The organism is Actinoallomurus sp. NPDC052308 (assembly GCF_040679195.1).
Lineage (GTDB): Bacteria > Actinomycetota > Actinomycetes > Streptosporangiales > Streptosporangiaceae > Actinoallomurus > Actinoallomurus liliacearum.
This window is the reverse complement of the sequence record NZ_JBFAUM010000001.1, coordinates 803,686-816,644: the sequence shown is the minus strand read 5'-3', so window position 1 is coordinate 816,644 and position 12,959 is coordinate 803,686. Positions and strand designations below refer to the sequence as shown.

Genomic DNA, 12,959 nt, shown 5'->3' with positions numbered 1-12,959 from the left:
GCAATGGCGGAACGACTGCCCATCAGCACCCCGCACTGCACGGTCGAGCGCGACGGCCACGTCGTCACCGTGACCATGAACCGACCCGAGGCCCGCAACGCCCTCAGCACCGACATGCTCATCGGCATGGCCGACGCGTGGGCCTACATCTCCGATACCCCGGATGTCCGGGTCGGCATCCTCACGGGGGCCGCCGGGCAGTTCTGCGCCGGCGCCGACCTGAAGGCCATGGGCCGGCCGTCGGAGGACGAGCGGGTACGGCGGCGTGCGTCCGAGATCGAGAACTTCCACTGGAAGGGTCTCCTGCGCGACTCGCAGCCGAAGAAGCCGCTGATCAGCGCGATCGAGGGGTACGCCGTGGCCGGCGGCACCGAGCTGCTGGTCGGCACCGACATCCGCGTCGTCGCGGAGGGCGCCACGCTCGGGCTGTACGAGGCGAAGCGCGGCCTGTTCCCCATGGGCGGCTGCGCGATCCGGCTCCCCCGCCAGATCCCGTACGCCTTCGCGATGGACATCCTGCTCACCGGGCGGTCCGTCACCCCGGGCGAGGCGCTGCGGATGGGCCTGATCAACCGGATCGTCCCGGACGGCCAGGCGCTCAAGACCGCCCGCGAGATCGCCGACGACATCGCGTCCTGCGGTCCGCTGGCCGTCCAGGCGATCCTGGAGACCTACCGCCGGACCGAGGGCCAGGCCGAGGCCGACGCGTTGCGGATCTCCGACGAACTCGGCTGGCCGGTCATCGGCTCGGCCGACGCCAAGGAGGGCGCCCGCGCGTTCAAGGAGAAGCGCCCGGCCGTCTTCACGGGCGAGTGACGCGCTCTCCGGCCCGCCGGCCGGGAACGACCGGGTAGCCGACGCCGCGTCCGGCGATCAGGACGGAACCGCACAAGGCGTCCTCCCGTCCCATCCTGCGACTGATTCGACGTGATCACCACGGATGGGGTGGCGATGGGCGGGTTCAACCGCGGCCTGGGAACGGTCGTCACGGCGGTGGCCGTGGCCGTCGTGGCGGCCGGCTGCAATGACGAGACCGGCGGCGACGCGGCGACGTCGCCCACGGCGAAGCCGTCCGCCCAGGGGGTGGTCGCGGTCGACGGCGCCCCGCTGCGCACGCACTACATGTCCTGGCCCGGCAAGTCGTTCAAGGTCGACCTCCTGGGACTCGACCAGGTGGCGCCGGCCCGCGTCGTCGCCCGGTTCCGCGTCACCGCGGGGCCGGGATCGGCGGTCGCGCCGACCGTGTGGGCCGCTCCGGCGCACTCCGGGGACCACGCGCCGAGCGGCGCTCTTCTCCTGGACTCCGGCCACGCCACCGAGTACCCGGTGCTTCGCACGCAGTCCGGCGCCTGCCTGTGCACGGAACTGAACGACGTCAAGGCCGGGCAGCAGGTCGATCTGGACGCCGTCTTCCCGGCGCCGGCGGGCGGCGCGGGGAAGATGATCGTGGTGTTCCCGAACACGCCGCCCTTCCTGGACGTCCCGATCACGGCGCACGCCCCGTACGTCCTGCACCAGCGGCAGGGCGGCACGCCGCTGAACCCGGTGACGACGCCCACGGCCACGCCGGAGAGCTACCCGCTCGTCACCACGGTCCGGCACGGCGACGAGACCGACGCGACGGGCGGCGGCAAGACCAGCGTCCGGCTCTCCTCCGACGTGCTCTTCGCGACGAACAGCGCGAAGCTGACCGGGAAGGCGCAGTCCCTGCTCAAGCAGGTGAGCGCGAAGATCGAGAAGTCGCCGGGCACCACCGTCGCGGTCGACGGGTACGCCGACAACACCGGCACCGACGCGGTGAACCTCCCGCTCTCCAAGAAGCGCGCCGAGAACGTCCGGGCGGCACTGCGCACACTGGTGAAACGGCAGGGGATCCAGTACTCGGCCGCCGGACACGGGTCGGCCGATCCGATCGCGGACAACGGCAAGCCCGCGGGTCGCGCCCTGAACCGGCGTGTCGTCATCACGTTCGCCGCCTTGGCGCAGGCGTCGCAGGACAAGCGGCCGCTGCCCGCCGCCGGCGCGGACCCGGCCGGACAGCCCGACGCTCCGGCGGTCGCCTCGGTGCACGCCGGCAAGGGGCCCATCCCGTTGCTGCCGTGGCCGAAGTCGATGACCTTCGGCGTCACCGGCCTCATCCGCCAGCCGAACGGTTTCGCGGTGCTCACGTGGACGCTGCACAACGTCAACAGGCACCCGATACCGGCCGGGTTCGCCACCGACCTGGCGGACGTCTTCCGCAACGCCGGACCGGGTCGCATCGTGCTGGGCGTCGGCCAGGACGAGTACAAGAACGTCACGGACACCAGGCAGCAGGCGGTGTTCCCGGGATACTCGCTCCGCCAGGGCGACTACGTCGTGCGCGCCCAGGGAAGCCTCGCCGGCTGGAACATGTTCCGGCTCCCCGCGGGCGTGCGGACCGTCACCGTTCGGGTCCCCGGCTTCCCCGCCGTGCCGAACGTCCCGGTCCAGGCGTCGAAGTCCTGACGGCGACTCCTCGATCGCGCTGAGCGGTGGACGCCCGGGACGCCGTCCCGCTACGATCCCGACCGTCTGGACGGTCGGTAACTCGTGATCGAGGGGACGTATGCGGGGTCGGATCCTGGACGCCGTCGAGCGGTTGCTCGTGTCCGCCGGAGCGGACGCGGTGCGGTTGGACGCCGTCGCGGCCGAGGCCGGGGTCAGCAAGGGCGGCCTGCTGCACCACTTCAGGTCCAAGCAGGCGTTGCTCGAGGGAGTTCTGAACCGCCTCGTCGACCGGTTCGAGGCCGAACTGCCGCCGGGCGGGTCACCGCCCGGCGCCTTCACCCGGGCCTGGCTGGACGCCACCATCCCCGACGCCGACGCCCCCGCGCGGGACCACGCCGACCAGGTGTCCGTGGCCCTGCTGGCCGGGATGTCGGGCGGGCCGGAGGTGCTGGCCGCGCTGCGGCGGCACTACGAGACCTGGCAGCGCCGGCTCGCCGACGACGGGCTCGACCCGGCGACGGCCACCCTGGTCCGCTTGGCGGTCGACGGCTGGTGGATGGCCCGGCTGCTGGACCTGGCCCCACCCGGCGGCGACCTCCACCGTGGGGTACGGGCGCGACTGACCGCGATGATCGAGGAGGGCACGTGATGCCGTACGTCCTGCTGGCCCTGGCGATCGCCGCGGAGGTCGCCGCGACCCTGTCGCTGCGCGCCTCGGAGGGCTTCTCCCGGCTCGGCCCGTCGCTGATCGTGGCGGCCGGCTACCTGATCTCCTTCGTCCTCCTGGCCAAGGTGCTCACCCGGCTGAACGTCGGCCCGGTGTACGCGATCTGGTCCGCGCTGGGCACCGTGGGGGCGTTCGTCGGCGGCGCCCTGCTGTTCGGCGAGCAGGCCCGGCCGGCCACCGTCATCGGAGCGGCGATCGTCATCGCCGGAGTGATCGTGATGAACCTCGGCGGCGGAGTCCACCAGTGACCCGCGTCACGGGCTGGACCAAGCCGGCCATGCCGCTCACCGACAACACCGGAGTCCGCGATCGCGGTTGACGCAGAGCGGCAGAGGAAGCACAATCGGTAGCAACGCCGCCGCTTCGCGAAGCGGTCAGGAAGTGAGCCCGGGAAGTTCCCGCTGGACGGTGGGGTCCCGGGCTTGCGCTTTTCTCAAGCCTTCACTACGCACACCGTAACGAGTGACGTGAGCTGTTCCAAGTGGGCGGGATTCCCGCAACGGGCGGCCACCACTGCACCTGCCACCACGTCTGGCAGCCAAAGAAGCGGCTCCTCAGGGCCAGATTCATGGTCGACTCGAATATCTGGGCTTATCTCCTGCCGCGCTCGCAACGCTCTGACGAGGTTCAGGTCATTGCGGTTCTGCCGCGCCTCACGCGCCTCGAACACGATGCTGTGCACACCCATTCCGGACAACTCGAAGAACAGGCGCTCCATGCACTTACGTCGGCGACGCTCCGAGGTCTCTCCGGCTGTCCCGATGCGAACGACAGCGAGATGAAGCACCTCAAGCGACATGACCGTCTCGATGAGGAGACGGCGTCGCTTGTCAGACTCGTGATACCAGTGCACTTTGTGCTGCCCGGGGAGCCTTAGGCTCGCGACCGCTTCCCGCACCGGCCAGCGAGCGTTCGGCTCCATGATCGACGCAACGAGGATGTAGACGTCGGGGTCGAGTTTGCGGTTGGACTCGGACTCGTCGACGAAAGCGCACCAGGACAACGCGCCCTCCTCCGCGCGAAGCGCCCCTCTCCTTCCGCGGGTCGAGGGCGAACGGACCTGCGATTTCGCTGCTCAACATGCCAGGAAGCGCCGATCACCGCAGGTGATTACATAAAGTGACCGTTTAGTGGCTTTTCTCTGAGGGAGAAACCCGTCAAAACACGGGCCTCTGAGGAGGAACAGATGGCCACGCAGATATGGCGGCGTCGGCGCGGACGGGTCGAGGAGACCACGACTTCGCGTCCGGCGGTGAGCGATGCCCGGACCCGGCGCTGGAACACCACGCGCGTCCGGCGGTTCCAGCGGCACGACGGGCTCAGCGCGTTCGTGTGGCTGGTCGCCTGGACCATCACTCTCGTTCTGCTGTTCGGCATCGCCCTGACCTGGGGCGGCGCCAATCCGGGCAACGGCGTGGTGCACGCCGTGTTGCGCGCCGGCACCTGGCTGGCGACCCCGTTCGACGACGTCTTCCGCAACTCCGACGCGCGCAAGCAGCTCTCGGAGAACTGGCTGTTCGCCGCCGGCGTGTACCTGGTCGCCGGCCGCGTCCTCGCCTGGCTCCTGCGCTGGTGACGGTCGGCCCTTCGGCCGGGTCCGGGGCCGTGGCCCACAGCGGGTCATGGTCCCGGATTCGCGGAACTTGACCAATCCGCGTCAGGTTCGGCGGAAATCTCTGGCTCGGGGCGATCTGGCGCTGTTAGCTTCCCGGCCATGACCGTCACCGATGACTTCATCAACGCGCTGCCCAAGGTGGAACTTCACGTTCATCTGGTCGGTTCGGCATCCGTGCCCACCGTGCTGGAGCTGGCCCATCGGCACACCGGCCACCACGTGCCGACGAACGAGGCGGCCCTGCGGGAGTTCTTCGAGTTCCGCGACTTCCCGCACTTCGCCGAGGTCTACTTCGCGGTCAACGGCCTGATCCGGGAGCCCGAGGACGTCGCGACGCTGGTCACCGGCGTGGCCCGGGACCTGGCCGCGCAGAACGTCCGCTACGTCGAGCTGACCGTGACGCCGTACTCCCACGTGTCGGTCGGCATGACGATGCCCGCCGTGACCGAGGCGCTGGACATCGCCGCCCGGGAGGTGGCGGACCGGATCGAGGTCGCCTACGTCTTCGACATCCCCGGCGAGTTCGGGCAGGACGCGGACCGCAAGACCCTCGACCACGCGCTGAACCACCCGCCGGAGAAGCTCGTCGGCTTCGGCATCGGCGGCGTCGAGCAGGACCGGCTCTCGCACCAGCAGTCGATCCGGGACGCGTTCCGCGCGGCGGTCGCCGCGGGGCTGCACAGCGTGCCGCATGCCGGTGAGATGAGCGGTCCGGAGACGATCTGGGAGGCCATCCGGGAGCTGAAGGCCGAGCGGATCGGGCACGGGCTCAACTGCCTCGACGACCCGGAGCTGGTGGCGTACCTGCGGGAGACGCAACTGCCGCTGGAGGTGTGCCCGACCTCGAACGTCTGCACCAAGCAGGTTGCGGACATCGCCGCGCACCCGCTCCCCCGGATGCTGGCCGAGGGCCTGTACGTGACGCTGAACAGCGACGACCCGCCGATGTTCAACACGACGCTGACCAACGAGTACCGCGTGGCGGCGCGGGACCTGGGGCTCGGCCGCGCGGAGCTCGCCGACCTGGCCCGGGCCGGCGTCCGCGCCTCGTTCCTGGCCGAGGACCGCAAGCGGGCGATCCTCGCCGAGATCGACGCCGTCCAGCCGGCCTGAGCCGGTGGCCGTACCGAAGGCTCGGTGAAGGCCGGAGGACTCGTCGTCTGGAACGCGACGATCCGGGAGGAGACGCGGCGGTGCGGCCGCGTTCACCGAGCCGTCCGTACGGGTGCCGTGGCGGGCCGCCGGCGGGCGCGGGTCCACGCCCGCCGGCACCCGGGGCTCAGGAGTCGGTGAGGGTGTTCAGGCGCTCCATCGTCTCGACGTACTCCTCGACGAGGTCGTAGATGACCTGGGCGGCGGTCTTGACCTGGTTCATCGAGCCGACGATCTGGCCGACCGGGAAGGTCGTCAGCTCGCCCGCGCCGGCGCGGTTGATCCGCCGGAGCGCGTCGGAGATGAGCATGAACTGCATCGGCATCGGGAGGGTGCCGGGCGACTCCGGGGACTCCCAGGCGTCGGTCCAGGCGGTCTTGAGCATCCGCGCGGGCTTGCCGGTCCAGGATCGGGAGCGGACGGTGTCGCGGGACGTCGCGGCGAGGAGCCTGTCGCGGGACGCCTCGGGGGTGTCGGCCTCCTCGACGGTGAGCCAGACGGAGCCGGTCCAGACGCCCTCGGCGCCGAGGGCGAGGCCGGCGGCGAGCTGGCGGCCACGGCCGATGCCGCCCGCGGCCAGCACGATGGTGTCGGGGCCGACGGCGTCGGCGACCTCGGGGATGAGCACCATCGTCGCCACGTCGCCGGTGTGACCGCCGGCCTCGGTGCCCTGGGCGACGATGATGTCGACGCCGACCTCGACCTGCTTGCGGGCGTGGCGGGCGTTGCTGGCCAGGCCGGCGACCTTCACGCCGTGCTGGTGGGCCTGCTCGACGACGTCCGCCGGGGGCGGGCCGAGCGCGTTGGCCAGGAGGGCGATCGGGTGCTTCAGCGCCACCTCGACCTGGGGGCGGGCGGTGGCGTCGGTCCAGCCGAGGAGGTAGTGGCCGGCGCCCTCCTCGGTGAGCGGGTCGACGCCGTGGCGTTCGAGCAGGTCGTTGACGAACCGCCGGTGGCGTTCGGGGATCATGCCCTGGAGCTTGGCGAGCAGCTCGCCGGCGTCACCGAGGTCCGCGCCCTCGTACGTGGCGGGCATGACGACGTCGACGCCGTACGGCTTTCCGCCGACGTGCTCGTCGATCCACGCCAGCTCGGTCTCCAGTTGCTCGGGGGTGAAGTAGAGCGCGCCGAGGACGCCCATCCCGCCGGCGCGGCTGACCGCGGCGACGACGTCGCGGCAGTGGCTGAAAGCGAAGATCGGATACTCGATGCCGAAGAGTTCTGTTACCCGTGTCCGCACAGTCCCGACCATAGGGGCCGATTCAGCTAACTGCAACAGGTTCTAGTTAGGTTCTCTCAGAAGCCCAGGCTTGTTCTCGGTCGCACACGGTGTAACACGTAACAGCAGACTTGCGGCTGATATCCCGACCAGAGGTGTTGACGACGGTATGGGCGATTGTTAGCTTGCCCCCGGTCGGGGCTCTCACGCTGGGAGCGGTGCCCGGAGGCCAGCACAGATGACCGATCCGTTCGGATCAGCCAATGGAACGGCCGCCCGGCCGGCGGCAACGCGGCCACCGGTCAGGGGACCGTCTCCGCCTGCCCTGGTGCACCGCGAGCCCCTCCTCGCCCGTGCCCGCGCCCACCTCGCCGTGGGCGGCAGCGTCGTGCTGACCGGCCCGACCGGCATCGGCAAGTCCACCCTGCTGGCGACCCTGGCCGCCGGGTTCACCGACCACCAGGTGCTGCGCTGCTCGCTGTCGGCCACCGAACGGCACCTGCCGTTCCTCGGCCTCATCGACCTGCTCGCCGAGACCGGCGACGACCTCCTCCACACGCTCCCGAAGCACCAGCGGGCCGTCCTGGAGGCGGCGCTGCTGCGGCGCGACGACCCGGTCGGCGAGCGCGACGTCCTCGGCCTGCGCGTCGCCGTGCTGGCGGCGTTCCGCACCCTCTGCGCCGCCGGGCCGGTCCTCCTCGTCGTCGACGACGCGCAGTGGCTGGACGCGCCGAGCGCGGAGCTGCTGGCGTTCATCGCCCGGCGCGCCGGAGGGCTGCCCCTGCGCGCCCTGGTCGGCCTGCGCGCGGGCCCGGGCGAGCCGCAGGACCCTCCGGAACTCTGCCCGTCGCCCGTGCTGACGTTGCCGGTGCCCGCGATGACCGCCGCGGAGATCGGCGGGCTGCTCGGCGACCTGCGGCTGCCGCGCGCGGTCCTGGCCAAGGTGCACCGGGCCAGTGACGGCAACCCGTTCTTCGCCCTGGAGCTGGGCCGGGCGCTCGCCGACCACCGCGAACCGCTCGATCCGGCGGCGCCGCTGCCGGTGCCCGACGGGCTGCGCACGCTGATGATGGACCGCCTGCTGGCGCTGTCCTCCGGCGCGCGGCGGACACTGCTCCTCGCCTGCGCGGCGGCCCGCCCGACGCTCGCCCTGCTGCGCGCCGCGGGCCGGCCGGAGGCCGCCGCGGACATCGCCGAGGCGCGGCACGCCGGGATCGTCGCGCCCGGGGACGTCATCCGGTTCACGCATCCGCTGCTGTCGGCGGTGCTGTACGCGGAGTCGGCCGAGCGGGACCGTCTCACCGCCCACGCGGCCCTCGCCGACGTGGTCACCGACCCGGTGGAGCGGGCCCACCACCTCGCGGTCGTCGCCCCGGGCCGGGACGCCCAGGTCGCCGAGACCCTCGGCGAGGCCGCCACCGCCGCGCGCCGGCGCGGGGCCCGCGCCGCCGCCGCGCGGCTGGGGCTCCTGGCCGCCGAGCGCACCACCAAGCCGGAGGCTGAGCCGGGGCTGCGGCTCACCGCCGCCGAGGACGCGCTCGCCGCGGGCGAGTTCGCGATGGCGCGCGGCATCGCCGAGGACGTCCTGGGGGCGGCCGTACTGCCCGCCGAGCGGGTGCGGGCGTGGATCGTGCTGCTGGACTCCTGCGGGCAGGCCCTCGCCGAGCTCGACGAGGTGTTCCCGCGCGCGCTCGCCGACGCGCGGGACGATCCGGCGCTGCTCGCCCCGCTGCACTACCGCCTCGCCTGGCGGGCCTGGCTCGTCAAGGGCTCCGCGCCGAAGGCCCGCACGGAGGCGGCGACGGCGGCCCGGCTGGCGGCGGAGGCGGGCGACCGCAGCACCGAGCTGCTGGCCCTGACCAAACAGGCCCTGGCGGAGTTCCACATCGGGTCGCCGGAGGCGGAACGCACGATGGCGCGGGCGCTGGCCGGGCCCCATGACCCGGCGATCCGGCTCGGCCACAACGGCCCCGTGTACCTGCGCTACCGGCATCACCTCCTGCACGACCGGCTGGAGGAGGCGCGCGGCGAGCTGCGCTCCCTGACCTACGCGGTGCGCCAGCGCGGCGCGGTGGAGAGCCTGTTCATGTGCCTGTACGGCTCCGCGCAGGTCGAGATGGCGCGCGGCCGCTGCGACCGCGCCCTCGACCTGGCCTACCAGTGCCTGCGGCTGGCCCAGGACAGCGAGCTGAGCCAGGGGCCGGCCTGGTGCGCGGTCGCGTTCGCCGAGGCGGCGGGCGGCTCGCTGGACCGTGGCCTGGCCGCCGCCGAACGCGGTGTCGGGCACAGCGAGGACGACGGGGACCTGCTGTTCCTGCCGACGACGCTGCACGCGCTGGGGCACATCCGGCTGCTGCGCGGCGACCCGGCCGGCGCCGCCGACGCCCTGCGTCGGGTGCGCGTCATGGAGGCCGCGCAGGGCCTGGCCGAGCCCGGACTGCGGCGCTGGCACGCCGACCTCGCCGAGGCGCTCGCGGCGATCGGGGCGGTCGCGGAGGCGGACGAGCTGATCGAGGAGACGAGGCGGCAGGCCGCCCGGCTCGGCCGGCCGAGCGTGCTGGCCGCCCTGGACCGGGCCGCCGCTCTCGTCCTGGCCGCGCGCGGCGACCCGGCCGGGGCCGTACCCGTGCTGACACGGGCCGTCCGGGCGCAGGCGACACTCCCCTATCCGGTCGACGAGGGCCGGGCGCGGCTCGAGCTCGGCCGCCTGCACCTGCGCGCGGGAGACGTGCAGGCGGCGCGGGAGGCCCTGCACGGGGCGCGCCGGGTGCTCCTGCACGCCAAGGCCGCGCCGTGGATCGCGGCGGTGACCGCCGAGCTCGACCGGCTCGACCTCGGCGTTCCGGCGACGGCCGGCGACGGCGATCCGCTGCGGGCGCTGTCCGGCATGGAACGCCGGGTGGCCACGCTCGTCGCCGAGGGGGCGACGAACCGGGAGATCGCCGCCCGGCTGTTCGTGAGCATCAAGACGGTCGAGGCGGCGCTGACCAGGTCGTACCGCAAGCTCGGGGTGCGTTCCCGGGTCGGCCTCACCCGGGCCGTCACGAGCCCGCGCCCGGAGGACCGCTCGGCGTAGGGATTTCCCTACGGCTCCTTGAAGAGTCTTTTCAGCTTCCCTTCGGAACCGGACACTCTGCGCAAGGTCCTCCAAACCGGTGGGCCGAGACCCTGCCCCTTCCGCCTGCCCGCCATGCGCGGGCCAACCCCTTGGCGAAAGGAACCCTCCGCTCATGTCCAAACGACGCATCGCGACGGTGTCGGCCACGGCCGTCCTCGCCGTCGCGGGCGGACTGCTGACGGCTCCGGCCGTCACCGCCGCCCCGTCCCAGGTCCCCGCCAAAGCCCCCGCCAAACCGCAGCCGGCGGGGCGTTCGGCGTTCACGCCGAGCGACTTCACGGTGAACCCCTCCCCCACCACCCGCAAGCAGGTCGTCGCCGACGCCCGCAAGGCCCTCGCGGCGCACAAGAGCGCCGGGCACGTGAAGTCGGGTGACGCCTTCACGCCGCGCACGGTCGTGGTCGCCAAGAACGGCGCGGCCGACGTGCGGTTCGACCGGACGTTCCACGGTCTGCCGGTCTACGGCGGCGACCTGATCGTGCACCTCAAGCCCGGGGGTGCGTACCGCGCGCTGAACACGGCCACCCCCACCGCGGCCGTGTCCACGACGCCGCACGTCGCCGCCGCCGACGCGGCCCGCGCCTCGCGCGGGCAGCTGGCCGGCACGGTGTCCTCGGTCGGCAGGCCGCACCTCGCCGTGTGGGCCACCGGCCGGTCCTCCCAGCTCGTCTGGGAGACCGTCGTACGCGGCGTGCGCGCCGACCGTACGCCGAGCGTCCTGCACGTCCTGGTGGACGCGACCAAGGGCAAGGTCGTGACCAAGCGGGACGAGATCGACACCCTCCTGTCGCCGGCCCAGCAGGCCGCCGCCGAGGCGCGCGCCAAGGCCGCGCCGAACGGCGGGGTCCACGCCCTCACCGCGGGCACCGGGAACTCGATCTACAGCGGCACGGTGTCGATCGACCTGACGCAGTCGGGCAGCACGTGGTCGATGAAGGACCCGTCGCACGGCAACGGGTACACCACGAACCTGAACCACGCGACGAGCGGCACCGGGACGACGTTCAGCAACTCGACCGGGACGTTCGGCAACGGCACCAACAGCGACGCGGCGTCGGCCGGCGTCGACGCGCACTACGGCGCGGCCGAGACGTTCGACTACTACAAGAACGTCCAGGGCCGTAGCGGCATCTTCGGCAACGGCGCGGGCGTGCCGTCCCGTACGCACTACGGCAACGCCTACGTCAACGCCTTCTGGGACGGCTCCCAGATGACGTACGGCGACGGCTCCGGGAACGCCCGTCCCCTCGTCGAGCTCGACGTCGCCGGCCACGAGATGAGCCACGGCGTCAGCGGCGCGCTCACCGGCTGGGACGAGACCGGCGAGACCGGCGGCATGAACGAGGGCACCAGCGACATCTTCGGCACCATGGTGGAGTTCTACGCGAACAACGCCAAGGACACGCCCGACTACACGATGGGCGAGCTGATCAACATCAACGGCGACAACAAGCCGTTGCGGTACATGTACAACCCCTCGCTCGATGGCAGCTCGCCGAACTGCTACACGAGCAGCAACGGCTCGCTGGACCCGCACTACTCGCTCGGCCCACTGTCCCACTGGTTCTTCCTGCTGGCCGTCGGCAGCGGTGACCACGGGTACGGCAACAGCCCGACCTGCAACAGCTCCACCGTCACCGGCATCGGCAACGACAAGGCCGGCAAGATCTGGTACAAGGCGCTCGCGTCGTACGCCAACAGCAGCGAGAACTACGCACAAGCGCGCACCGACTCGCTGAAGGCCGCCGCCGACCTGTACGGCACGCACTGCACCGAGTACAACACCGTGAACGCCGCGTGGGCGGCGGTCAGCGTCACCGGTTCCGACCCGGTCCCCGGCACCTGCCCCGGCCAGCCCGGCGCGCCGTCGGTGACCAACCCCGGCAACCAGACCAGCACGGTCGGCACCGCGGCCAGCCTGCAGATCCAGGCCAGCGACCCGAACGGGCAGACGCTGACCTACAGCGCGACGGGCCTGCCCGCCGGGCTGTCGATCAACGCCTCGACCGGCCTGATCTCCGGCACGCCCACGACGGCCGGGACCTCCTCGGTCACCGTGACCGCGAAGAACACCTCCAACCTGACCGGCAGCACGACGTTCACCTGGACGGTGAACCCGGTCGGCGGCGGGTGCTCCTCGCCGGGCAACAAGGTGAGCAACGGCGGATTCGAGAGCGGCACCTCACCGTGGACGACGACCTCGGGCGTCGTCTCGGCCAACGGCAGCGGTGAGACCTCGCACTCGGGCAGCTACTTCGCCTGGCTCGACGGCTACGGCACCACCCACACCGACAGCGCCACCCAGTCGGTGACGATCCCGTCCGGCTGCAAGGCCTCGCTCAGCTTCTACCTGCACATCGACACGAGCGAGACCGGCAGCACGGTCTACGACAAGCTGACGGTCAAGGTCGGCAGCACCACGCTGGCCACCTACAGCAACGTCGACGCCGCGTCCGGATACACGCAGAAGACCTTCGACGTGTCGTCCTACGCCGGCCAGACCGTGACGCTATCGTTCAGCGGCACCGAGGACTCGGGCCTGCAGACGAGCTTCGTGCTCGACGACGTCGCCATCAACGCATCCTGACCGTGATCCATCGGGGCGCGCGCCGGCGTCGGCGCCGGGGGCCGGGAGAATACACCAGTTTAAAATGTATTT

General features: G+C 71.9%; 10 protein-coding genes. 8 read left to right on the top strand and 2 right to left on the bottom strand.

All coding sequences use genetic code 11. From position 1 onward, the window contains the following. The first annotated feature begins 3 nt into the window (after positions 1–3). The 4 genes from AB0L00_RS04120 (at position 4) to AB0L00_RS04105 (ending at position 3,444) form a co-directional block, all read left to right on the top strand. Complete coding sequence (locus tag AB0L00_RS04120; RefSeq protein WP_364428012.1) at positions 4–816, top strand: crotonase/enoyl-CoA hydratase family protein; 813 nt, start codon at positions 4–6, stop codon at positions 814–816. Positions 817–927: 111 nt separating this feature from the next. Beyond that, positions 928–2,487: an OmpA family protein gene (locus AB0L00_RS04115; protein WP_364428009.1), complete on the top strand. Its 1,560-nt coding sequence runs from the start codon at positions 928–930 to the stop codon at positions 2,485–2,487. A gap of 100 nt (positions 2,488–2,587) precedes the next feature. Beyond that, on the top strand, positions 2,588–3,118 hold the full coding sequence (locus AB0L00_RS04110; protein WP_364428006.1) for a TetR/AcrR family transcriptional regulator: 531 nt from the start codon (positions 2,588–2,590) through the stop codon (positions 3,116–3,118). Continuing rightward, positions 3,118–3,444: a multidrug efflux SMR transporter gene (locus AB0L00_RS04105; RefSeq protein WP_364428996.1), complete on the top strand. Its 327-nt coding sequence runs from the start codon at positions 3,118–3,120 to the stop codon at positions 3,442–3,444. Before AB0L00_RS04110 ends, AB0L00_RS04105 begins: the two co-directional genes overlap by 1 nt. A 185-nt stretch (positions 3,445–3,629) precedes the next feature. On the opposite strand, the gene AB0L00_RS04100 is transcribed toward AB0L00_RS04105, so the two are convergent. Beyond that, positions 3,630–4,199, bottom strand: coding sequence for a hypothetical protein (locus AB0L00_RS04100; RefSeq protein WP_364428003.1), 570 nt, complete (start codon positions 4,197–4,199; stop codon positions 3,630–3,632). Positions 4,200–4,382: 183 nt separating this feature from the next. Here AB0L00_RS04100 and AB0L00_RS04095 point away from each other — a divergent pair, with 183 nt between their 5' ends. Both AB0L00_RS04095 and add read left to right on the top strand, forming a co-directional pair. Beyond that, on the top strand, positions 4,383–4,772 hold the full coding sequence (locus AB0L00_RS04095; protein WP_364428000.1) for a hypothetical protein: 390 nt from the start codon (positions 4,383–4,385) through the stop codon (positions 4,770–4,772). A 138-nt stretch (positions 4,773–4,910) separates the two neighbouring features. Then, on the top strand, positions 4,911–5,924 hold the full coding sequence (gene add / locus AB0L00_RS04090) for an adenosine deaminase (protein WP_364427997.1): 1,014 nt from the start codon (positions 4,911–4,913) through the stop codon (positions 5,922–5,924). Between the two features lie 166 nt (positions 5,925–6,090). Here the strand turns inward: add and AB0L00_RS04085 are convergent, their stop codons facing one another. Next, positions 6,091–7,203 carry a nitronate monooxygenase family protein gene (locus AB0L00_RS04085; protein WP_364427994.1) on the bottom strand — a complete coding sequence of 371 codons (1,113 nt, stop codon included), beginning with the start codon at positions 7,201–7,203 and terminating at the stop codon, positions 6,091–6,093. A 307-nt stretch (positions 7,204–7,510) separates the two neighbouring features. On the opposite strand from AB0L00_RS04085, the gene AB0L00_RS04080 reads away from it, so the two are divergent. Together AB0L00_RS04080 and AB0L00_RS04075 are read left to right on the top strand one after the other, a co-directional pair. Continuing rightward, positions 7,511–10,258, top strand: coding sequence for an AAA family ATPase (locus AB0L00_RS04080; protein WP_364427992.1), 2,748 nt, complete (start codon positions 7,511–7,513; stop codon positions 10,256–10,258). 154 nt (positions 10,259–10,412) lie between these two features. Continuing rightward, a complete protein-coding gene (locus AB0L00_RS04075) occupies positions 10,413–12,887 on the top strand; it encodes a M4 family metallopeptidase (RefSeq protein WP_364427990.1) in 2,475 nt (824 codons plus the stop codon). Positions 12,888–12,959 lie beyond the last annotated feature (72 nt).